Raw genomic sequence first — 21,753 nt, forward strand, 5'->3', positions numbered from 1 at the left:
TGGCGGCGCGCCGGGCTCAGATCGTGCGGCTCACCCGGGCGGGGTTCCCCACGGCGACGACATCGGGCGGCAGGTCACGCGTGACGACGGCACCCGCGCCGACCACGGTGTTCTCGCCGATGCTGACCCCGGGGCAGACGATGACGCCGCCGCCGAGCCAGACGTTGTCACCGATCGTGATCGGCTTGGCCGCCTCCCACTTCTGGCGGCGCGGCTCGGGATCGACCGGATGGGTGGGGGTGAGCAGCTGGACGTTCGGGCCGATCTGGACGTCGGCGCCGATGGTGATGGGCGCGACGTCGAGCATGATCGCTCCGAAGTTGACAAACGTCCTGGGGCCGATCGTGATCCGGTACCCGTAGTCCACGCGCAACGGCGGCCGCACCTCGACGTCCTCGCCGACCTCCCCGAGCAGCTCGGTCAACGCCGCGAGCCGCACCGAACGCTCGGCGGCCCCCGTGGCGTTGAACCGCTCCGCGAGCCGCGCCGCGCGCATCAGGTCGACCGCCAGGTCGGGATCGTCGGCGATGTACAGCTCCCCGGCGAGCATGCGTTCCTTCTGACTCCCCATGCGGGAACCCTAGCGGGCGCTTCGGGGGCGGCGGCTAAGGGCTGGACGCCCTCCCGTCCGCCGCCTGCCGACCTCTGCTTTCGTGCCCTTCGGGCCTGCCCTGGCCGCCGCTCTCGTCGTTCACCGCGCGCACGTTGAGCTGATGGAGCGGGCCGGTCCGGGGCGAGCGCGCGCTTCGTTCAGCGGGCTCGCTGGACTTTATCCCCCGCTTACGCGAGGCCGGGTGCTCTCCTGAAACAGGGCACACTCTGTGTTGAACAAAACGTGCCGCGTTTCAAAAGAGCACCTGCCCCGGCATAAGCCGCGGATAAGCACCGACCCGCTACCTGAGCTCAACGGACGCCAGGAATGAAAACGCTTCCGGCGGCCAGGGCAGGCCCGAAGGGTGCGCGCCACCGCAACCGACCACCGGGAAAACGGCCGCCGACGAGGGACGCGGCCGCGCCCGTTTGGCGAACGGTCCGGGCCAGCGACGAAACCGACCGTTTACCGGGACGGCCGGTCACCCGAGGCCCCCCCTCCCGTAGGTGCCAGCTTTTACCCGCACCCACCACGAAAGACGAGGTCGGCGGACGGCGAACGGGAGGACGTCCAGCCCGTAGCCGCCCCGCAAAGCGAGCGCAGCCCACACAGCAAGCGCAACCTACCGAGGCGCGCCCGTCGAGTCCCGCACCATCAGGTCGCCCCGGAACGTCGTCACCCCGCCGGGCGGCCCCTCCTCGCGGCCGAGCGCCAGCCGCCCCGCCTTCGCGCCCGCGTCGTGCAGCGGCAGCCGCACCGTCGTCAGCGCGGGCATCGCGTCCACCGCGAACGGCAGGTCGTCGAAGCCGGTCACCGAGATGTCCTCGGGGATCCGCAGCCCCCGCTCGCGCAGCGCCGCGCAGACGCCCAGCGCCACCGTGTCGTTCGCCGCCAGGATCGCGGTCAACGACGGCTCGCGCCACAGCAGTTCGCGCGCGCCGTCGTAGCCGGACGCCCGGTCGTACGCGCCGTGCACCGTCAGCCGTTCCGCGTCGCCGCCGAGGCCCGCCGCGGACAGCGCCGCGCGGTGGCCCTCGAGGCGGTGGCGGGTGGTCGTCCGCGCCGCGGGGCCCGCCAGATAGCCGAGCGAGCGGTGGCCGAGCGACAGCAGGTGGTCCGTCAGGCGGCGTGCGCCGCCCCTGTTGTCGAAGGCGACCGTCAGCGGGTGCGGGCCCGCGTCGCCCGCGTCCATGGGCGGGCGCCCGCACAGCACCACCCGCGTGCCCGCCGCCTCGAGCCGGCGCAGGCGCGCGGCGAGCGCCCCCGTGTGCGCCGCGTCCTCCACCGTGCCCCCCGTCAGCACCACCGCGGCGGCGCGCTGGCGTTGGAGGAGCGTGAGATAGGTCAGCTCGCGCTCGGGGGAGCCTCCCGTGTTGCACACGACCGCCAGCTTGCCGGGCCCGTCCGCGCGCCCCGCCCCGCCGCCCCCGCCCGGCACGGGACTCATCTCCGACTGCACCGCGCTCGCCATGATCCCGAAGAACGGGTCGGCGACGTCGTTGACCAGCACGCCCACCAGGTCGGACGTGGCGGCGGCGAGCGCGCTCGCCGGGCCGTTGACCACGTACTCGAGCTCCTCGACCGCCCGCAGCACGCGCGTCCTGGTCGCTCCCGCCACGGGATAGTTCCCGTTCAGCACCCGGGAAACGGTCGCCGCGGAGACGCCCGCGCGCGCCGCGACATCCGCAAGCGTCACTGACATCCTCTGCTCCACTTGTCCTAGCCGGTGGGGAGAGGTTAGCTTCTCTCCGGGTAGAAAGCGCTTACTGCTCCGGAGGGAAGGGCATGACGACGAAGAGGACCGTCCGGATCGCCATGAACGGCGTGACCGGCCGGATGGGCTACCGCCAGCACCTGGTGCGTTCGCTCCTCGCCATCCGCGAGGAGGGCGGCCTGGACGTGGGCGACGGCACCGTGATCTGGCCCGAGCCCGTGCTGGTCGGCAGGCGCGAGCACGCGCTGCGCGCCCTGGCCGAGCGCCATGGCCTCGACCAGGCCACCGCGGTCTCCACCGACCTGGACGCGGTGCTCGGCGACGACGCCGTCGACATCTACTTCGACTCCCAGATCACGCTGGCCCGCGAGGAGGCCATCGCCAAGGCGATCGCCGCGGGCAAGCACATCTACACCGAGAAGCCCACCGCCACGGGCCTCGACGGCGCGCTCGCGCTGGCCAGGCAGGCGGCGGACGCGGGGGTCAAGCACGGCGTCGTGCAGGACAAGCTGTTCCTGCCGGGGCTGCTCAAGCTCAAGCGGTTGCTCGACGGCGGCTTCTTCGGGCGCGTGCTCTCGGTGCGCGGCGAGTTCGGCTACTGGGTCTTCGAGGGCGACTGGCAGGAGGCGCAGCGCCCCTCGTGGAACTACCGCTCCCAGGACGGCGGCGGCATCGTCGTGGACATGTTCCCGCACTGGGAGTACGTGCTGCACGAGCTGTTCGGGCGCGTCGAGTCGGTGCAGGCGCTGGTCACCACGCACATCCCGCGGCGCTGGGACGAGGGCGGCGCGCCCTACGACGCCACCGCCGACGACGCGGCCTACGGCATCTTCGAGCTGGCCGGGGGCGCGATCGCGCAGATCAACTCCTCGTGGGCGGTCCGCGTCAACCGCGACGAGCTGGTGGAGTTCCAGGTCGACGGCACCGAGGGCTCGGCGGTCGCGGGCCTGCGCAACTGCCGCGCGCAGCACCGTTCGGCCACGCCCAAGCCCGTGTGGAACCCCGACCTGCCCGCCACCGAGGTCTTCCGCGACCAGTGGCAGGAGGTTCCCGACAACGGTGTGTTCGACAACGGCTTCAAGGCGCAGTGGGAGCTGTTCCTGCGCCATGTCGTGCTCGACGAGCCGTACACGTGGGACCTGCTCGCCGGGGCGCGGGGCGTGCAGCTGGCCGAGCTCGGGCTCGCCTCGTCGGCCGAGGGCCGCCGCCTGCCCGTCCCCGAGCTGACCCTGTGAGCACCGTGCGAGAAGGGACGCGAGAAGGGAAACGCGCCATGTCCGTGATCCGACTGCCCGACGCCGAGGGCCGGTTGACCGAGTACCGGCCGCGCGCCGAGGCTCCGCGCCCGGCGCCGGGGGGCGCGCCCCTCGCGTCGCGCGTGGTGTTCTCGGCCGCCCATGTGGTGGCCGACCCGTTCGCCGACGTCGCGCCCGACGACCCAGCGGCCGTGGACTGGGACGCCACGCTGGCGTTCCGCCGCCACCTGTGGGCGCACGGCCTGGGCGTCGCCGAGGCGATGGACACCGCGCAGCGCGGCATGGGCCTTGACTGGGCGCGCGCCGCCGAGCTGATCCGCCGCTCCGGCGCGGAGGCGCGCGCGACCGGCGGGCGCGTCGCGTCGGGCGCGGGGACGGACCAGCTGACCGGGCCTGGCGCCGCGACGTTGGCCGAGGTGCGGGCGGCGTACGAGGAACAGCTCGCCGTCGTCGAGGAGTCGGGCGCCCAGGTGATCCTGATGGCCTCGCGCGCGCTGGCCGCCGTGGCCAAGGGCCCCGAGGACTACGCGGAGGTGTACGGGCACCTGCTGCGGCAGTCCGCCGAGCCGGTGATCCTGCACTGGCTCGGGCCGATGTTCGACCCGGCCCTCGAGGGCTACTGGGGGAGCGACGACCTGGACGCCGCGACCGACACGTTCCTCGACATCATCGCCGCGCACCCCGACAAGGTGGACGGCGTGAAGGTGTCGCTGCTGGACGCCGGGCGCGAGGTCGCGTTGCGTCGGCGCCTGCCGGAGGGCGTGCGCTGCTACACGGGCGACGACTTCCACTACCCCGAGCTGATCGAGGGCGACGAACACGGCTTCAGCCACGCCCTGCTCGGCATCTTCGACCCGCTCGGCCCGCTGGCCGCCCAGGCGGTGCGCACGCTGGACACGGGCGACGCGGCGGGCTTCAGGGCGCTGCTCGACCCGACGGTCGCGCTCTCGCGGCACCTCTTCGAGGCGCCGACGCGCTTCTACAAGACCGGCGTGGTCTTCCTCGCCTGGCTCGGCGGGCACCAGGACCACTTCACGATGGTGGGCGGCCTCCAGTCGGCCCGCTCGCTGCCGCACCTGGCGACCGCCTACCGGCTGGCCGACGAGCTGGGTCTCTTCCCCAACCCCGAACGCGCCGCCGACCGGATGGCGCGGCTGCTCGCGGTGCAGGGGGTGGACCGTTGACGACCGATCTCGATGGGTTCTCGATCAACCAGATGACCGTCAAGCAGCTGTCGTTGCCCGATCTTGTCGACGGATGCCTGGAGTTGGGCGTTCCGGGGGTCGGGCTGTGGCGGGAGCCGGTGGCCGAGTACGGCCTGGCCGCCGCCGCGCGCCTGGTGCGGGGCGCGGGCCTCGCGGTCACGACGCTGTGCCGGGGCGGCTTCCTCACCGCCGTCGAACCGGCCGAGCGCGCCGCCGCGTTGGACGACAACCGCGCCGCGGTCGACGAGGCGGCCACGCTCGGTACCGACACCCTGGTGCTGGTCTCGGGCGGGCTCCCCGAGGGCAGCCGCGACCTGGCGGGGGCGCGGGAGCGGATCGCCGACGCGCTCGCCGAGCTGGCGCCGTACGCGGCCGAGCGCGGCGTGCGGCTCGCGATCGAGCCGCTGCACCCGATGTTCGCGGCCGACCGGTGCGTGGTCTCGACGCTCTCCCAGGCGCTCGACCTGGCGGAGCGCTTCCCCGCGGACCGCGTCGGCGTCGCCGTGGACACCTACCACCTGTGGTGGGACGACCGCGTGGGCGAGGGGATCGAACGCGCGGGGCGCGGCGGCCGGATCCACACGTTCCAGCTCGCCGACTGGACGACCCCGCTGCCCGCGGGCGTTCTCACCGGGCGCGGCCAACTCGGCGACGGCGCCGTGGACTTCCGCTGGTTCGCGGCGGCGGTCGCGAAGGCGGGGTACCGGGGGCCCGTGGAGGTGGAGATCTTCAACGACGGGATGTGGGCGCGCGACGGGCGCGAGGTGCTCGCCGAGACGGTGGCCAGATACCGGGCCCACGCGGCATGACGGTGCCGCGCCCTTCCGTGGCATCGTGGGCAGCCGCGCACATCCCGCGCCACACCCCCACGGCAGGAGGCATCCCATGACCAGCACCGACGACAGGCTCATCACCGTCTCGCTCGACAAGCGGGGCGTCAGCTGCACCGCCCGTCTGCTGGGCGACCGGGCGCCGATCACGTGCGACGCCGTGTGGAACGCCCTGCCGCTCGGCGGCGACGTCTACCACGCCAAGTACGCGCGCAACGAGATCTACGCCCTCGTCCCGCCGTTCGCGCCCGAGGAGCCGCCCCTGGAGAACCCCACGGTCACCCCGATCCCGGGCGATCTGTGCTACTTCACGTTCTCCGACACCCAGCTCGGCACGGCGTCGTACGGCTACGAGAACCAGGCCAAGCACCGGGGGAAGGCCACGGTGGTCGACCTGGCGCTGTTCTACGAGCGCAACAACCTGCTGATCAACGGCGACGCGGGCTGGGTCCCCGGCATCGTGTGGGGCACGGTGGTGGATGGCCTCGAGCGCATGGCCGACGCCTGCCAGGACCTGTGGCGCGCGGGAGCACTGGGCGAGACGCTCACGTTCCGCCGCGCGTGATCCCCTCCGGGGAGGTGGCCGACGCCGGGTCCGTGGGCGTGGGGTGCGGGCCGATCCGGTCCGCGCCCCGGGGCGGGATCCCCTCCGGGGAGGGGATGCCCGTGCGGGCGCGCGACGGCCGTACGTGGTGTTCCCTTCGGGGAGGTGGCGGATGCTCGGGTTCGTGGGTGTGGGTGCGGGCCGATCCGGTCTGCGCCTTGGGGCGGGGTCCCCTCCGGGGAGGGGATGCCCCTGCGGGGGCGCCCCGCCCTCCCCGGCCCGGTGCTCGCGCGGGTGTTCGCGGCGCGGCGATGCGCGCGAATGCGGCGGTGCCGCCTCTGCCCTCCCGGACTTGGTGGCCGCGCGGGTGTTCGTGGCCCGGGCTGCCACCGGGCGCGCGGCGGCTGTACGCGGCGGGGGCGCCCCGCCCTCCCCGGCCTGGTGCTCGCGGGGGCCGTTCGCGGTGCTCGCGCGGGCGGGCTGCCGTCAGATGTGCGGCGCTCGGGGCTGGCGCGCCTCGCGCGGACGCGGCGGGGGCACCCCGCCCTCCGGCTCGCGGGCCCGGAGGGCCCGCACTCCGGACCCCAGCAACAGACCTCAGGCGGAGGGCCGCGGGCCCCTCGGGGCCCGCGCCCCGCGGCCGGGTCCGGGTCCGGCAGGACCCGGGGGAACCGGCCTCAACCCGTGGGGACGTCGCGCAGAACCGCCGGAGGCTCGCGCAGAACCGCCGGAGGCGGAATCCTGGCCGCCCCCGCCTCGTACAGGGCGTGCGCGGCGCGCAGTACCAGCGCGTCCGCGTGGCGCGCGCCGACCAGGTGGAGACCGATCGGCAGCCCGTCCGCGTCGACGCCGCACGGCAGCGACGCGGCGGGCTGCTGCGTCATGTTGAACGGGTAGGTGAACGGCGTCCACTCCGTCCACCGCGCCATCCCCGAGCCCTCGGGCACCTCGACGCCCTTGGCGAACGCCGTCCCCGGCATCGTCGGCGTCACCAGCAGGTCGAACTCCTCGTGGAACGCGCCCATCGCGCGCCCCATCGCCATCCGCACATCCACCGCCGCCAGGTAGTCGAGCGCCGAGTAGCGCGCCCCCCGCGCGCAGATCTCGCGCAACCCCGGGTCGAGCGCCGCGCGCCGCTTCTCGTCGAACGGCTGCGTCACGCGCGCCGCCCCGCTGAACCACAGCGTGTGGAACGCCTCCCGCACCCCGTCGAGCGGCGGCACCGGCGGATCGGTCTCGGTGACGCGCGCCCCCAGGTCGGCCAGCCGGTCCACCGCGCGCCGCACCGCCGCCGCCACCGCGGGCTCCACGGCCACCTCGCCCAGCGCGGGCGAGAACGCCACGCGCAACCCCGCCACGCCCTCCGCGCCCGCGCGCAGCGCCTCGCCGAACGCGCCGGGCGCGGGCCCCAGATGCGACCAGTCGCGCGGGTCGGGCCGCCCGATCACGTCGAGCAGCAGCGCCGCGTCCCGCGCGTCCCGCGTCATCGGCCCCACGTGCGCGAGCGTGCCGAACGCGCTCGCCGGATAGAGCGGAACGCGCCCGTACGTCGGCTTGAGCGCGAAGATCCCGCAGAACGACGCGGGGATCCGCACCGAGCCCCCGCCGTCCGTGCCCAGGCTCAGCGGCCCCGCGCCCAGCGCCACCGCCGCCGCGCTCCCCCCGCTCGAACCGCCGGACGTGCGCTCCGGGGCGTACGGGTTCCCCGTCGCGCCGGACGCGGGGGAGTCCGTGACGCCCTTCCAGCCGAACTCCGGCGTCGTCGTCTTGCCCAGGAAGACCGCGCCCGCCTCGCGCAGCCGCGCCACCGACGGCGCGTCCTCCGTCCAGGGCCCGACGTCGCCGGGCGCGGGCAGCGCGCCGCGCAGGGTGGGGTGGCCGCGCTGGAGCAGGATGTCCTTCACCGTCACCGGCACCCCGTCCACGGGTCCCGCGGGCTCCCCGCGCCCCCAGCGTTCCTCCGAGGCCAGCGCCTCGCCGAGCGCCCCCGCGTCGTCGATCAGGACGAAGGCGTTGACGGCGGCCCCCACCGCCTCGGCCCGCCGCAGCGCCGCCTCGGTCACGGTCACCGGCGAGAGCTCACCGGCCGCGTAGCGGGCGGTCAGCTCGGCGGCGGACAGCGCACACAGGTCGCCCATGTCACTCATGCCATCTCCCCCGGGACATAGCCCAGCTCCTTGTCGACCACGTTGAACAGCGGCTCGCCCGCGATCCACCGGTCGAAGTTGTCGCAGAACTGCGCGGACAGGTCGTCGCGCCAGCCCACGGTGTCCCCGCTCATGTGCGGCGAGATCAGCAGCCCGGGCAGCCCCCACAGCGGGCTGTCAGCGGGCAGCGGCTCGTCGCTGAAGACGTCGAGCGCGGCCCCCGCGAGCCGCCCCCCGGCCAGCGCGTCGGCCAGGTCGTCCTCCACCACGTGCTGCCCGCGCCCGACGTTGACGAACCGCGCCGTGGGCTTCATCAGCGCGAACGCGTCCGCGTCGAACATCCCCTTCGTCTCCGGCGTGAGCGGCGCCGCGCACACCACCCAGTCCGCGCCACGGAGCAGACCGGGGAGCGCGCCGTTCCCGTGCACGCGCCCGAACTCCCGGTCCGTCTCCCGCGCGGTGCGGCCGACCAGCTCCACCTCGATGCCGAGCACGAGCAGCGTCCGCGCGATGCGTCGCCCGATCGGCCCTGAGCCCACCACCACGGCCCGGGTGCCCGCGACCTTCTCCGTCTCGCGATACGCCCAGCGCCGCTCCCGCTGGGCCGCCCAGCGCCCGGGGAAGTCCTTGGCCATGGCCAGAACCAGCCCCGCCACATACTCGGCGATGGGCCCGTCGAACGTGCCGCGCGCGTTGGTCACCACGGTGTCGGAGGCCAGCAGCTCGGGGATCAGCAGCCGGTCGACGCCCGCGCTCGCGGTGTGTACCCAGCGCGGCCGGGGCCCGGGCCCCGGCCAGGCGGCGCGCACCGCGTCGGACAGGAAGTCCCACACCAGGAGCACGTCCGCCTCGGGCAGCAGCTCGGGCAGCGAGGGCTCGTCGGTGTGGGTGATCACCGCTCTCCCCGCCAGCCGGTCGAGGCGTGGCAGGGGGTCGGCGTCGAGGACGAGGACACAAGGGTCAGACATGGGGGAAACCGTTCCGCAACGAGCCGCTGGTTGGCTGGAAGTCAAGGATTGACCACGGTAGGAAGCCGTATCTACCTTCGTCAACGAAGGCATCTGCTTCTCTCATCTCCCCACATTCGCCTCTGCCGGCCCGTTCGATCGGGGTGTCCCCATGGATGTCTCCTTCCTCGGTGGCCCGGTGCCCCAGCGTGGCATCGGTGTCGTCGCGCCGTTCGACTTCGCCCTCGACCGCGAGCTGTGGCGCTGGGTGCCCGACGACGTCTCGCTCCATCTGACACGAACGCCGTTCGTGCCGGTGGAGGTCAGCCTCGACCTGGCCAGGCTGGTCAGCGAGCACGAGACGCTGCGCGAGGCCGTGCGCGCGCTGACCGCCGTCAGTCCCGAGGTCGTCGCCTACGCCTGCACGTCGGGCAGCTTCGTCAGCGGGGTCGCGGGCGAGCGGGCCATGACCGCCGCGATGGAGCAGGCGGGCGAGCTGCCCGCGCTGACCACGTCGGGGGCGCTGCTCGACGCGCTGGTGGAGCTGGGCGTCCAGCGGATCGCGGTGGTGACGCCCTACACGAGGTCGGTGACCGACGCGCTCGAGGAGTATCTGAGCGAGGCGGGCGTCCAGGTGTGCGGGCGCAGCTATCTGGGGCTGACCAGGGAGATCTGGCGCGTTCCCTACCGGGACGTGGTGGGCATGGCGCGCGAGGCCGTCGCCGACGCGCCCGACGCGCTGTTCATCTCGTGCACCAACCTCCCGACCTACGACGTGATCCCGCAGCTCGAGGCCGAGCTGCGCATGCCGGTCATCTCGGCGAACCAGGTGACGATGTGGTCCGCGCTACGGTCGATAGGGAAGACCGCCGTCGGTCCCTATCAGGCGCTGCTCGACCCGGTGGCGCGCCGCGGCCCGGCCTCGCTGGCCGCCGAGGCGCCCGCCGTGGCGGTCGACCCGATGCCCCTGGCGGTGGAGGCGCCACCGGCCGTCCCCGAAGAGGAAGTGTGAGCGAACGATGGTCGCGACTGTCGGTTTCCTGTACCCGGGCCACTCGGCCGAGGACGAGTTCCCGCGCATGGAGTCCCTGCTGAACGCCGCGGGCGCCGACGTGGGGCTGCCGCTGGTCCACACGGACATCGGCACGGACGCCCACCGCGTGGACGCGCTGCTCGAGATGGGCTCGGTCGACCGGCTCACGCCCGGCCTCGGCGAGCTGTCCGAGCGGGGCGCCGAGGCCGTCGTGTGGGCGTGCACGAGCGCGAGCTTCGTCTTCGGCTGGGACGGCGCGGCCGACCAGGTGCGGCGCCTCGCCACCGCGGCGGAGCGCCCCGCGTCCAGCACGTCGTTCGCGTTCGCCAGGGCCGCGCGGGCGATCGGCGCCCAGCGGGTGGCCGTCGCCGCGACCTACCCCGACGACGTCGCGGGCCTCTTCGCCGACTTCCTCAAGGCCGCGGGGCTCGAGGTGGTGGCGATGCGCGGCAGCGGCATCATCACGGCCGCCGAGGTGGGCACGTGGGGCCGGGACGAGGTGCTGCGCCTGGTCGCCGAAGGCGACCACCCCGACGCCGACGCGATCCTCCTGCCCGACACCGCGCTGCACACGGCCGCGTGGCTGCCCGACCTCGAGGCGGCGGCGGGCAAGCCGGTGCTGACCGCGAACCAGGTCACCGCGTGGGAGGGCCTGCGGCTCCTCGACCACAGCGCGCGCTGCCCGGCGTTGGGGCGGCTGTTCGCCTGAGCGCGCGTGAGCGCGCCCGACCGTTCCGGCCACCGGCGCCGCTCAGCGGTGCCGTCTGCCGCTCGTGCGGAACGCGTGGATGGCGTGGCCGTGCTCCTTCGCGACGCGCACGGCCTCGTCCCACGAGAGCGCCCTGCTCCCCACCGCGAACAGCGGCCCTGTCGCGCGGTCGCCGACGAGCCGCCCCAGCAGCGCGTCGGCGCGTTCCCCCAGCTCGGACTCGGCCCCCGCCGCCACGGGTCTTATCCGCTCCACGTCCGTGACCTCGAGGGCGAGCAGGTCGAGCACGCGCACGTCGCTCTGCCACAGCAGCAGCCACAGGGCGCGGTGGACCACCGGGATCGACTCGTCGTCGAGAAGGCGCTCGAACCGTTCGAAGGACACGGAATCAGCCATGATCGTCATGGCCCGGGAGTATCCCGTTCCGGCCGGTGCCACGTACACCCCGGAAGGGCCCGTTGACAAGTACTCGCCTCTCCGGTCCGGGTGTTGGGCGGTCCGGGTGTGGGGCGCCGCGCGCGGCTCAGTCGCGGGCGGCGAGCAGCGCGGCCATGTGGTCGGCGGGCATGGGCCGCGCGTAGTGCCAGCCCTGCCCCGTGTCGCACCCGATGCGCCGCAGCCGCTCGGCCTGCGCGGGGCCCTCGACGCACTCCGCGGTGACGGTCAGCCCGAGCTTGTGGGCGAGCTGCACGAGCGAGGTGACGATCGTCTCGTCCGCGGGGTTGAGGTGGCGCGCGGTGCGGAACCCCCGCACGAACATCCCGTCGAGCTTGAGCGCCCGCACCGGAAGGCGGCTGAGGTAGGCGAGGTTGGAGTACCCGGTGCCGAAGTCGTCGATCGCGATCCGCACGCCCATGTCGGACAGCGCCTGCAACGCCTGCAACGGCCGCCCCGCCGAGCCCATCACCGCCGACTCGGTCAGCTCGAGCTGGAGCAGCCCCGACGGCAGCCCCGACTCCCGCAGCGCCCCGGCCACGTCGCGCACCAGGTCCGAGTCCCACACCTGCCGCACCGCGACGTTGACGCTCACGAAGAGCGGCGGGCCAGGGTGCTCACGCTGCCAGCGCCGCGCCTGGCGGCACGCCTCGCCGAGCACCCAGCGGCCGAGCGGCACGATCGCGCCGTTCTCCTCGGCCAGGCCGATGAAACGGTCGGGCCCGAGGGTGCCGAACTGCGGGTGGCGCCACCGCACCAGCGCCTCGGCGCCCCGCACGATGTCGTCGGCGAGACCCACGATCGGCTGGTACTCCAGCGTGAACTCGCCCCGGTCCACGCCCCTGCGCAGCGTGGACGAGAGCGACTGCCGGGTCATGCGGTGCGCGTTGCGCTCGGGGTCGAACAGCGTCCAACGCGCCTTGCCGTCCGCCTTCGCCCAGTACAGCGTCGTGTCCGCGGCCTGCATGAGCCCGGTGGCCGTCGTGTCGGCGGACTCCCGCTCGACCACGCCGATGCTCGCGGAGACCGCGAGCCGCTGCCCCGCCAGGTCGAAGGGGCGCTGGAGCGCGGTCAGCATCGTCTCGGCGAGCCCGGTCAGCTGCTCGGTGCCCGTGGACCCCTCGACAAGCACCGCGAACTCGTCGCCGCCGAGCCGTGCCACGAGGTGCCCGCCCGCGCCCGTCGCGCACTGGGCCAGGCGCTGGGCGGTGGCGCCGAGCAGCTGGTCGCCGACGCGGTGGCCGAGGGTGTCGTTGACCGCCTTGAACCCGTCGAGGTCCAGGTAGCACAGCCCGATCCGCCCGGTCGCGGAGTCGGCGAGCGCGCTGGTGAGGCGCTCGAAGAAGAGCGCGCGGTTGGGCAGGCGCGTCACCGGGTCGTGCATCTGGATGTGGCGCAGCCGGTCCTGGAGGTCGCGCCGCTCGCTGATGTCGGACACGGTGAGCAACGCGGCCGAGCGGCGCCCCGGCACCGGCGCCACGGTGACCTCGGCCCACAGGGTGTGCCCGTCGGCGTGCTTGAGCCGGCGCGTGCAGCGCATGCGCTCGCTCTGGCCGCGCAGCACCGCGTGGTACGAGCCGCGCGCGCGGCCGTCGAGGCCGAGCCCGGTCAGGGCGTCGGCCCGCAGCCCGGCCAGCCCTCCGGGCTCGACGCCGAGCAGGACGCCGAGCGCGGCGTTGGCCGCGAGGATCTCCCCCGAGCCGCCGACGAGCGCCATCGGGAGCCCCGCGATCTGGAAGGCGGCCCGGTAGTCGGCAAGATGCTCGGCCTGATTCTTACCCTGGGTGACCGCGGCCCGGCTCGCGTCAGGGGCGCTCCCGGGGCCGTGGCCCGGTGCTGTGTGGGGTCCGTTCACCGATCGCTCCCGATGGTGCTGTCGGGCGCTCCCCGGCTGCCCGCTTGGCGTATCCGCGCTGGAAATGTGGCGATCATAGAGGCAGTGGCGCGGCTGGAGCCAGTGGCCCGGTGGCCTGTCTCGGAACCCGAAACATGTGCTTCCGACAAGCATTCGACGGCGCGATCGCTCATCTGATCGTTTCTGCTCGTCGGTGTGCCCTACGGATTGATTCCGATTGATGTATACGCAGGGTCATCGTACTGCCCATGACTCGGGCGGCGTACCGAAACAGGGCGATTCCCGGCATATCTGAACAGAGTGGTGGCGGTGCCCTCATCAGCCCCGATCGGAGGTCTCCGTGCGCCGCTCACCCCGCAGACCCGCCGCCGTGCTCGCCGCGCTGGCCGTCCTGCTCGGCGCCACCATGACCGCGGGCCCGGCCACCACCGCGAGCGCCGACGAGCCGTGCACCCTGCCGCGCGCCCCCCTCCACCACTCCGAGGGCCTGGACAGCTGGAACGAGGAGTACCCCGAGCCCGTGGGCACCGTGCGGGCGGTGATGCTGTTCCTCTCCTTCCCCGACGCCAAGCCCAAGCTCTCCCCGCGCCGCATCGCCGACGACTACTTCCCCGCCACGAGCGACTTCTTCCGCGACGCCTCCTACGGCAAGCTCGACCTGCGCGCCGACATCGAGGCCGCGTGGCTGCGCATGCCCGCCGACTCCGGCGACTACGGCATACGGCGCGACTGGGACGCCTCCCTGCGCTCGGCCTATCTGCGCGACGCGCTCAAGGTGGTCTCCCCCCGCGTGGACCTCGCCGACTACGACGTCGTCTACCTGGTCGCCGACCCCGACGCCCCCGGCGTCGACCCGGACGCCACCAAGGTCGTCAACTTCGACAAGCCCGTCACCGTCGGGGACGCCGAGATCCGCCGCCTCGTCACGGTCTTCGAGCACCGCGTCCCCGACCGCAACGTCCTGGCCCACGAGACCGGCCACGTCTTCGACCTGCCCGACCTCTACCACCGCCCCGACGACCCGCACGGCGACTGGGACACCCACGTCGGCGACTGGGACCTGATGGGCAGCCAGTTCGGCCTCTCTCCCGAGCTGTTCGGCTGGCACAAGTGGAAGCTCGGCTGGCTCGGCCACGGGCACGTGGACTGCGTCCGCTCCACCGGCACCACGCTGCACACCCTCCAGCCCATCGGCGCCCCGCTCGAGGACGGCGACCCCGAGGCCGACACGCGCCTCGCCGTCGTCCGCACCGGCCCCGCCGAGGCCCTGGTCGCCGAGGCCCGCACCCCCGTGGGCAACGACTCACGCAGCTGCACCAGGGGCGTTCTCCTCTATCGCGTGCGCAGTGACATCGCCTCCGCGGACGGGCCCATCGACGTCGTCGACGGCCACCCCGACACGGGCGCGTGCCACGCCGCCTCGGTCCACCCGCGCCTGGCCGACGCCCCGCTCGAGACGGGGGAGAGCTACTACGACGCCGACGCCGCCATCCGCGTCGAGGTCGGCGAGCGCACGGTCACCGGCGGCTGGAACATCAAGATCGTCCGCGGCTGAACGGCCCCCGCGCACACACGAAGAGGCCCCCACCTGCCGGTGGGGGCCTCCCGCTGTCGGTGCGCCGCCAGGGACTCGAACCCCGGACCCGCTGATTAAGAGTCAGCTGCTCTAACCAACTGAGCTAGCGGCGCCTGCTGACGTCGTAGACCTTAGCACCCCGCCACGCCGGAGCGAAAATCGGTTAGGGGCGGTCCCGCAGCAGCTCACGGCCGTACTCGATCATCTTGACGGCGTAGTCCTCGGTCCAGCCCGCGCGGTCGGCGATCGCGGCGGCCGGGAGCGCGTCGAAGCTGCGGGGGTCGGCCAGCTGCGCCGCCGCCATCGCCTGGTACTCGACGGAACGGTCGGCCGCGGCCTGGAACGCGACCGCCAGCTCCGTGGAGCGGTCGAGCAGCGTCCGGGGGTCGGTGATCGACTCCAGGGCGAAGAAGTGCTCCTCCCGCTCCTGGTCCGACGGCGGCTCGAAGAACAGCGCGGCCGGGCGGCGGTGCCGCGGCGGCTCACCGCCCTGCGGCTCGGAAGCGGGCCCTGCATCGCCCATGGGTCTGTCAGCCTTCCTGTCCGTGGCCCTGTCCGTGGCCCCGTCCGCGGCGCGGCGGCGCGACACAAGGGGACGCCGTTCGCGACGCCGTTCGCCGCGCCGCCTCACGACGGCGACGCCAGCTCGCGCCGCACCGACCTCCCATTGTGCCGCGCTGCCGCGTCGGGGCGCCCTGGGCCGCGCCCCGAGCGCGTCCACCGCCGCTGCCGCGGCGGGGCGGAGAGGCTGTCGTGCTCGGTGCCCGGCTCGGGCCCGCTGGCCCCCAGGGCGCCCCTGATCCGGTCGCCCGCGCGCAGCAGCGGGCGCACCAGCAGCAGCCCGGCCGTCATCACCGCGGCGCCCGCGACGGCGTCGAGGAAGTAGTGGTTCCCCGTGCCCATCACGACGATCGTGGTCATCAGCGGATACCCGACGGCCAGCGCGCGGACGAGCGGTGTGCGCCGCCCGTAGTGCCACAGCGCGACGCCGCACCACAGCGACCAGCCGACGTGCAGGCTCGGCATCGCCGCGTACTGGTTGGTGAAGTCGCCCATGCCGCTCGGCGCGCTCGCGTCGTCCGCCCACCAGCCGTACCCGGCGTACTGCGCCAGGCTGTCGACGAAGCCGTAGTCCCCAGGCAGCAGCCGCGGCGGGCTCGTGGGCATCAGCGTGAAGCCGACCAGGCCGAGCACCGTGGACGCCAGCAGCCAGGTGCGCATCAACCGATAGTGCAGCGGCCGACGCCGGTACAGCCAGAGCAGCACCGCGGGCGTGACGATGTAGTGCAGCGACGCGTACGCGAACGACGAGGGAACGCCGAGCCACTTCTCCTGCGTGAACAGCTCGTTCAGCGGGTCCTCGGGGTGCAGCCACAGCGAGCTCTCGAGACGCAGGATCGCCAGGCCGTTGTCCACCGCCGTGGCCACGTCGCCGCGGGCCAGCAGTCTGGCCCCCGAGTAGGCCCCGTAGACGACCACGATGAGTAGCAGCTCGGTCCACCAGCGTGGCCGGTCTCGGGACATGCGCGAAGACTCCTGATTCGTCTCGTCGTCGGCGACAGGGCCAGCTTGTGGTGGGTCCACCGTACGGCGAACTCCACCAGAACGGACGCCCGGGGCGCCCCGGTCGGTTGCGTACGGGATGATGAGTGACGGAAGAGACGGAAGAGGGGACCCGCATGGCCGCGCACATCCTGCTGATCCGGCACGGGAAGACCGCCTGGTCGGTCGCCGGGCGCCACACCGGACGCACGGATGTCCCGCTCCTCGACGAGGGCCGCGACCAGGCCAGAGCGCTCGGCGCCCGGTTGCGCGGCGCGCCCTGGAAGGGCCTCGCGGGCGCCGAGGTCCGCACCAGCCCGCTGTCCAGGGCGCGCGAGACGTGCGAGTTCGCAGACCTCGGACCCGAGGCCACCGAGTGGGACGCCCTGTGCGAGTGGGACTACGGCGACCAGGAGGGCCTGACCACCGAGCAGATAGCCGAACGGCGCGGGGGCGAGTGGGTCATCTGGCGCGACGGCGTCACCGGGGGCGAGACCCTTCGGCAGCTCTCCGACCGCGCCGACGAGGTGGCCACCTGGGCGCGCGCGGTGCACGCCGAGGACCGAAGCGCCGTCCTGTTCGCGCATGGCCATGTCCTCCGCGCCGTCGCGGCCCGCTGGCTCGGCCTCGACGTCAGCTTCGCCGCCCGACTCCGCCTGGACGCCGCGGCCGTCTCGGCCCTCGGGTGGGCCTACGGCGAACCTGCCCTGGAGCGCTGGAACGACACCGCCCACCTCGAGACCGGCGACTGAAACGACCGATTCGCGCCGTTGTGCGCGCCTTCGGCTTCGCGCGCCCTTCGACTCCGAACGCCGTTCGACAACGGGCCCTATGCCGCGAACGCCCCGCGCGAGCCCCGGTCGAGGAACGCCGCGACCGTCGCGTCGTGCCGGGCGGGGCGCAGCCGTTCCGCGGTGTCGGCCAGGCGGCCCCTGATCCGCGTCGAACGGACCTGCTCGAGCAGGTCGAGCGCGCGATGGCCGTGCGCCGCCGCCTCCTCCGGCTCGCCGTCGTCGACCAGGCGCGCGGCCAACTCCGCCGAGTACAGCGCGATGTTGCGCGCGAAGTGCGGCTCGGCGAGCGCCGCGTCCACGGCCGCGCGCGAGTGGTTCGCGGCCCGCCGCGCGTCGCCGAGCGCCGCCCAGCACGTGGCCTCCAGATCGGCGAATTCCGCCTGCCCGAAGAACGACATCCACTCCGGGTCCTCGTCGTTCGCCCCACGGCCGTAGTGGCGGCGCGCCCGCGTGAGCGCCTCCTGCGCGGACGCGCGGTCGCCCATGCGCGCCCACCCACCCGCCTCGCGCAGCGCGAGCAGCGCGCGCAGGTGGTGCGAGCCCAGCGCGCGCGCCGCGTGGTCGCCCGCCTGCGCGGCGCGCACCGCCTCCCTGGGCCGCCCCGCGTCCCCGGCGAGGAACGCGGCGTTGCAGAACGCGTGCGCCTCGAGCGCCGCGCTCCCGCCCACGCGCGCCGTGGCCAGGGCCTCGGCGTAGTGCGAACGCGCCTCGTCGAGGCGGCCCGAGTCATGCGCGAGCCAGCCGACCGAGAGCGCCAACTCGCCCGCGCCGGCGTGCAGTCGGTCGCCCACCGAGGCGGTGCGCGCCCCCGAGTCGAGCAACGCGTAGGCCGAGCGCAGGGCCAGGACCGCAGGGCGGTACAACGCGTCGGCGCCCTGTCGGTCGTCGAGCAGCCGGATGTCGCGGACGGCCTGCCACACCGCGGCGGCCTCGCGCGCGCCGGGGCGGGGAACGGGCCCGGCGGACAAGGGGCGTTCCCCCAGGGCCGCCAGGGACGCGACGGCGGCGGGGCCGCCGGTCATGAACGCGCGACGCAGCACGTCGCCCTCCTCCATGGTGTTGTCCAGGGTGTCGTCGATGGGAACGCCGTCGGGGCCCGCCACCGGTAAGGCGGGGTCGGCGGACAGCGAACGGGCGCGCGGCCGCCGCGCACGCACCACCTGGCGCGGCTCGAACCCCAGCTCGCCCAGGGAGCGACCGGGGAACATGTGAAGGAATACCCGTTCATACGCGTAATTAGGGCATCGGATCTCGCCCGCCTCGACGCGGCCGATGTACCGGGCGTCGCAGCTGACGCGTTCACCGATCTCCCGCGCGGCGCGCCGCACCGCGGCCGCGAACTCCCCCTGGGACCTGTCTCCGCGCAGCTGTCTGAAGACCCGGTTGGGGGCGCCGGGCCGGGGCGCGGGGGGTGACGTCACCATGGCCGGAAGGTACCCGCTGTGCATGGGCCACTACGGTGAGTTTCTCTACAAACCGGATATCCCACCCTCGATCCGCCATGAAGTGCCACCCTTTGCGGCGGTCATCGGCCGTACCCGTTGACGGCGCACGCGCGTTGTACACGGCACGCGACGGGTTGAAGGAGGAGCCATGGCGGACACCGGCGAAGCGGCGCCCTGTGATCTGGTCACCGTGCCGGCCCGGGAGGGACTCGAAGCCGTCGACATCCTGCGGCTGCGGCACGGCGTGGGCCCGGTGCTGCACGACAGGGAGGGCGACACCCTGGGTTTCATCGTTCCACCGGGGACCGCCGAGCGCTGGGACCTCCCGGGGAGCGCGTGCACCCAGACGTACACCGGCGCGCGCCGGGGCACGCAGCCGCCGGTGACGGGGAGCGGCTGGCTCGTGTCCCCCGAGGGCGCGGTCGTCGCGGCCACCGAGCCGGACCGGCTGCGCGCCGCGCTCAACGAGGCCGTCTCGATGCTGCGCGTCGTGGACCGCTGCCGGGCCTTCGGCGGCCGCCCGGCACACTGGAGGGCGTGAGAAACAGAGCGCGGCGCGCGCGGGGCCCCGAGATCGTCGAGGAGCCGGTGGGCGGCGGGCTGGCGCGGCTCGTTCCCGATCCCCAACGCGCCGAGAGCTGGGAGCTGTTGATCGACGGCGCCCCGCAGTCCCATGTCGACATGGCCGACCCGACGCGGCTGGTCTTCGAGTACCAGCGGCGCCTCGGCCACATGGCCGACCTCGCCGCGCCGCCGGGGCAGCCGCTCGCGGTCCTGCACCTGGGCGGCGGAGCGCTGAGCATCGCGCGCTACGTCGCGGTCACCAGGCCGCGCTCGACCCAGCAGGTCGCCGAGCCCGACACCCGGCTCACCGACCTGATCAGGCGCGAGCTGCCGCTGCCGCACGGCGCCCGCGTCCGGGTGCGCGCCGGGGACGCGCGCGACGTGCTCGGCAGGATCAGGGACGGCTGGGCCGACCTGGTCATCACGGACGTCTTCGACGAGGCGCGCACGCCCGCGCATGTGACCAGCGGGGAGTTCCTCGACGAGGTCCGCAGGGTCCTGCGCCCCGGCGGCACCTACGCGGCCAACGTCACGGACGGGCCGCCCTTCCGGCACCTGCGCGGCCAAGTGGCCACGGTCCGCAGCCGTTTCACGGATGTGGTGCTCACGGCCGAGACGCCGGTGCTCAACGGGCGGCGCTACGGCAACGGCGTCCTGTGGGCCGCCGACCGCCCGTTGCCGCTCGTCGAGCTCGGCCACCGTTGCGCCGCCGATCCCGCGCCCGCGCGGCTGCTCGTGGGCCGCGACCTGGCCGACTTCGCGGCGGGGACCCCACCGGTCACCGACGCCACGGCCCTGCCGTCCCCACCACCCCCTTTGGGCACGTTCGAGGTGTGAGGCGGTCGGCTACTGGCTGGATGTCCTCCCGTTCGCCGTCGGCCGACTGCTGCTCGCGCGCACCCTTCGGGCCTGCTCTGGCCGCCGCTCTCGTCGTTGACCGCGCGTACGTTGAGCTGAGGTGGCGGGCCGGTCCGGGGCGTGGGCGCGCGTCGTTCCGTGGGCCCGCTCGCGCTTATGCCCCGCTTACGCGGGGTCGGGGCCTCTCCTGAAACGGCGCACGTTCTGTTCAACACAGAGTGTGCGCCCGCACCGGCCGCCCCTCCGTAGCCGCCCGCAGGGACGTGTGACGTGTGAGGCGGGTGGACTGGCACCGCGCCTACCTTTGAAGTACCTTTGAAGTATGACCGTGACCCAGGCTGAGGCGAACTTCTCCGAGCTGATCCAGCGGCCGAAGGACACCGTCGCCCGCATGCAGAGCAGCACCAGGAAGGGCATTCGCCTGCACCGGCGCGATGAGGAGGACCTCTACCTCACCACCGCGAGCAAGGCGGACGAGGCGGTGCGTGTGGTCGAGTCGACCACGCGCATGTTCACCGCCCTCATCAAGAGCGATCCCACCGCCGCCCAGAGCCTGGCCGATGTCTTCCCCGAGGCGTTCCCTTGGGTGCGCTTCCTGCCGCGCGAGGCGGCGCGGGAGTTCTTGGCCGAGTTCATGGAGACGGCGCGCGCGGCTTCGGACCTGGGTTCGATCAGTCCCCTCGTCCCGCTGATCGCTTCGTGGAAGTCGACCGCTGAGGTCTACGCTGATCCCGAACTGGCTGCCCAGCTCAGGCAGTCGACGGATGATGACCTGGGGCCGGTCGAGCGCCCCGAGTGATGTGCGCGAGGTGTGGTGACGGGTGTCGTTGGGCAGGGGGGATCCGGTCGCGCCGCCGCCGGGCGACGGGGAGTTCGCGATCATCTTCGCCTCCAAGGAGGCGGCGCGTGGATGGAGCGAGCTGTGTCGGCAGGTCCCCGGAGCGGCCGGTAGGGCGTGGGAGCAGATGCGCCGTGACCCGGCTCCGTCCTCTCCCACCGAGCGGCACCACCCGCTGAAGGCTGCCCTGGCGACCGCGACACATCAGGGCCGTGAGCTGCCGGTGTGGCAGATCGAGGTCACCGGTGGCGGGCGTGTCTGGTACCTGTTCGACCGGGAGAGGCGGACCTGCTGGCTGAAGCTGGCCTCTCTGCGGCACCCGAAGAAGACCGAGTAGCCGTTCCCGCGCCTCCGTGGCCGCCCTTCCGGGGAGGGATTCCGGAGGGGCTTCCGGGTGGACGTGGGGAGTCGTGGGCCCCAACGCGCCGAGAGCTGGGAGCTGTTGATCGACGGCGGCCCGCAGGGTCCTGCGCCCCGGCGGCACCTTGCGGCCAATGTTCACGGACGGGCCGCCCTTCCCACACCTGCGCGCCCGTTGCCGCTCGTCCACCGTTGCGCCGCCGATCCCGCGCCCGCGCGGCTGCTCGTGGGCCGCGACCTGGCCGACTTCGCGGCCGGTGCCCCACCGGTCACCGACGCCACGGCCCTGCCGTCCCCACCACCCCCTTTGGGCACGTTCGAGGTGTGAGGTGTGCGGCTACTGGCTGGATGTCCTCCCGTTCGCCGTCGGCCGACTGCTGCTCGCGCGCGCCCTTCCGGCCTGCTCTGGCCGCCGCTCTCGTCGTTGACCGCGCGTACGTTGAGCTGAGGTGGCGGGCCGGTCCGGGGCGTGGGCGCGCGTCGTTCCGCGGGCTCGCTGGCGCTTATGC

At 73.8% G+C, this 21,753-nt stretch carries 22 protein-coding genes and 1 tRNA gene; 13 read left to right on the top strand and 10 right to left on the bottom strand.

Annotated features, from left to right (window positions below; translation table 11 throughout):
* Positions 1–16: 16 nt before the first annotated feature.
* Both D7318_RS15005 and D7318_RS15010 read right to left on the bottom strand, forming a co-directional pair.
* Positions 17–571, bottom strand: coding sequence for a sugar O-acetyltransferase (locus D7318_RS15005; RefSeq protein ID WP_120697584.1), 555 nt, complete (start codon positions 569–571; stop codon positions 17–19).
* Between the two features lie 643 nt (positions 572–1,214).
* On the bottom strand, positions 1,215–2,294 hold the full coding sequence (locus D7318_RS15010) for a LacI family DNA-binding transcriptional regulator (protein WP_120697585.1): 1,080 nt from the start codon (positions 2,292–2,294) through the stop codon (positions 1,215–1,217).
* Between the two features lie 83 nt (positions 2,295–2,377).
* Here D7318_RS15010 and D7318_RS15015 point away from each other — a divergent pair, with 83 nt between their 5' ends.
* From D7318_RS15015 to D7318_RS15030, 4 genes are all read left to right on the top strand, one after another.
* On the top strand, positions 2,378–3,541 hold the full coding sequence (locus tag D7318_RS15015) for a Gfo/Idh/MocA family protein (protein ID WP_120697586.1): 1,164 nt from the start codon (positions 2,378–2,380) through the stop codon (positions 3,539–3,541).
* 38 nt (positions 3,542–3,579) lie between these two features.
* A complete protein-coding gene (locus D7318_RS15020) occupies positions 3,580–4,746 on the top strand; it encodes a dihydrodipicolinate synthase family protein (protein ID WP_120697587.1) in 1,167 nt (388 codons plus the stop codon).
* 32 nt (positions 4,747–4,778) lie between these two features.
* Positions 4,779–5,576, top strand: a complete 798-nt coding sequence (locus D7318_RS15025; RefSeq protein ID WP_120697644.1) for a sugar phosphate isomerase/epimerase family protein — start codon at positions 4,779–4,781, stop codon at positions 5,574–5,576.
* A gap of 76 nt (positions 5,577–5,652) precedes the next feature.
* The gene (locus D7318_RS15030; protein ID WP_120697588.1) at positions 5,653–6,162 is read left to right on the top strand and encodes a DUF3830 family protein; all 510 of its coding nucleotides are present in this window, start codon (positions 5,653–5,655) and stop codon (positions 6,160–6,162) included.
* 656 nt (positions 6,163–6,818) lie between these two features.
* Here the strand turns inward: D7318_RS15030 and D7318_RS15035 are convergent.
* Both D7318_RS15035 and D7318_RS15040 read right to left on the bottom strand, forming a co-directional pair.
* Positions 6,819–8,279: an amidase gene (locus D7318_RS15035; RefSeq protein ID WP_120697589.1), complete on the bottom strand. Its 1,461-nt coding sequence runs from the start codon at positions 8,277–8,279 to the stop codon at positions 6,819–6,821.
* 5 nt (positions 8,280–8,284) lie between these two features.
* On the bottom strand, positions 8,285–9,256 hold the full coding sequence (locus D7318_RS15040; protein ID WP_120697590.1) for a D-2-hydroxyacid dehydrogenase: 972 nt from the start codon (positions 9,254–9,256) through the stop codon (positions 8,285–8,287).
* A gap of 151 nt (positions 9,257–9,407) precedes the next feature.
* Between D7318_RS15040 and D7318_RS15045 the strand changes: the two genes are divergently transcribed.
* A complete protein-coding gene (locus D7318_RS15045; protein ID WP_120697591.1) occupies positions 9,408–10,247 on the top strand; it encodes a maleate cis-trans isomerase family protein in 840 nt (279 codons plus the stop codon).
* A 7-nt stretch (positions 10,248–10,254) separates the two neighbouring features.
* Complete coding sequence (locus tag D7318_RS15050) at positions 10,255–10,977, top strand: maleate cis-trans isomerase family protein (RefSeq protein WP_120697592.1); 723 nt, start codon at positions 10,255–10,257, stop codon at positions 10,975–10,977.
* A gap of 42 nt (positions 10,978–11,019) precedes the next feature.
* Here the strand turns inward: D7318_RS15050 and D7318_RS15055 are convergent, their stop codons facing one another.
* Entirely contained in the window at positions 11,020–11,373 is a 354-nt protein-coding gene (locus D7318_RS15055; RefSeq protein WP_147437695.1) for a hypothetical protein, read from the bottom strand.
* Between the two features lie 127 nt (positions 11,374–11,500).
* Positions 11,501–13,267, bottom strand: a complete 1,767-nt coding sequence (locus D7318_RS15060) for a putative bifunctional diguanylate cyclase/phosphodiesterase (RefSeq protein WP_120697594.1) — start codon at positions 13,265–13,267, stop codon at positions 11,501–11,503.
* Between the two features lie 340 nt (positions 13,268–13,607).
* Here D7318_RS15060 and D7318_RS15065 point away from each other — a divergent pair, with 340 nt between their 5' ends.
* Positions 13,608–14,822, top strand: a complete 1,215-nt coding sequence (locus tag D7318_RS15065) for a M6 family metalloprotease domain-containing protein (RefSeq protein WP_230423755.1) — start codon at positions 13,608–13,610, stop codon at positions 14,820–14,822.
* A 60-nt stretch (positions 14,823–14,882) separates the two neighbouring features.
* Here D7318_RS15065 and D7318_RS15070 read toward each other — a convergent pair.
* The 3 genes from D7318_RS15070 to D7318_RS15080 all read right to left on the bottom strand — a co-directional run bounded on the left by D7318_RS15070 (position 14,883) and on the right by D7318_RS15080 (position 16,367).
* Positions 14,883–14,956 (bottom strand) — tRNA-Lys (locus D7318_RS15070).
* A 50-nt stretch (positions 14,957–15,006) separates the two neighbouring features.
* On the bottom strand, positions 15,007–15,366 hold the full coding sequence (locus tag D7318_RS15075) for a hypothetical protein (RefSeq protein WP_120697595.1): 360 nt from the start codon (positions 15,364–15,366) through the stop codon (positions 15,007–15,009).
* 104 nt (positions 15,367–15,470) lie between these two features.
* Complete coding sequence (locus D7318_RS15080; RefSeq protein WP_120697596.1) at positions 15,471–16,367, bottom strand: phosphatase PAP2 family protein; 897 nt, start codon at positions 16,365–16,367, stop codon at positions 15,471–15,473.
* A gap of 155 nt (positions 16,368–16,522) precedes the next feature.
* Here D7318_RS15080 and D7318_RS15085 point away from each other — a divergent pair, with 155 nt between their 5' ends.
* Positions 16,523–17,137, top strand: coding sequence for a histidine phosphatase family protein (locus D7318_RS15085; protein WP_120697597.1), 615 nt, complete (start codon positions 16,523–16,525; stop codon positions 17,135–17,137).
* A gap of 77 nt (positions 17,138–17,214) precedes the next feature.
* On the opposite strand, the gene D7318_RS15090 is transcribed toward D7318_RS15085, so the two are convergent.
* Positions 17,215–18,603: a hypothetical protein gene (locus D7318_RS15090; protein ID WP_183091420.1), complete on the bottom strand. Its 1,389-nt coding sequence runs from the start codon at positions 18,601–18,603 to the stop codon at positions 17,215–17,217.
* A gap of 169 nt (positions 18,604–18,772) precedes the next feature.
* On the opposite strand from D7318_RS15090, the gene D7318_RS15095 reads away from it, so the two are divergent.
* The 5 genes from D7318_RS15095 to D7318_RS15115 all read left to right on the top strand — a co-directional run bounded on the left by D7318_RS15095 (position 18,773) and on the right by D7318_RS15115 (position 21,572).
* Positions 18,773–19,165 (top strand): hypothetical protein, encoded by a 393-nt coding sequence (locus D7318_RS15095; RefSeq protein ID WP_120697647.1) that lies wholly within the window; start codon positions 18,773–18,775, stop codon positions 19,163–19,165.
* The gene (locus tag D7318_RS15100; protein ID WP_408055492.1) at positions 19,162–20,025 is read left to right on the top strand and encodes a spermidine synthase; all 864 of its coding nucleotides are present in this window, start codon (positions 19,162–19,164) and stop codon (positions 20,023–20,025) included. The genes D7318_RS15095 and D7318_RS15100 overlap by 4 nt, the downstream gene beginning before the upstream one ends.
* 343 nt (positions 20,026–20,368) lie before the next feature.
* Positions 20,369–20,845 carry a hypothetical protein gene (locus tag D7318_RS15105; protein WP_120697599.1) on the top strand — a complete coding sequence of 159 codons (477 nt, stop codon included), beginning with the start codon at positions 20,369–20,371 and terminating at the stop codon, positions 20,843–20,845.
* 22 nt (positions 20,846–20,867) lie between these two features.
* Positions 20,868–21,221 (top strand): hypothetical protein, encoded by a 354-nt coding sequence (locus D7318_RS15110; protein WP_120697600.1) that lies wholly within the window; start codon positions 20,868–20,870, stop codon positions 21,219–21,221.
* A gap of 198 nt (positions 21,222–21,419) precedes the next feature.
* Positions 21,420–21,572: a hypothetical protein gene (locus D7318_RS15115; protein ID WP_183091419.1), complete on the top strand. Its 153-nt coding sequence runs from the start codon at positions 21,420–21,422 to the stop codon at positions 21,570–21,572.
* The last annotated feature ends 181 nt before the right edge of the window (positions 21,573–21,753 follow it).

This window comes from Streptomyces radicis (genome assembly GCF_003626575.1).
GTDB lineage: Bacteria > Actinomycetota > Actinomycetes > Streptomycetales > Streptomycetaceae > Streptomyces > Streptomyces radicis.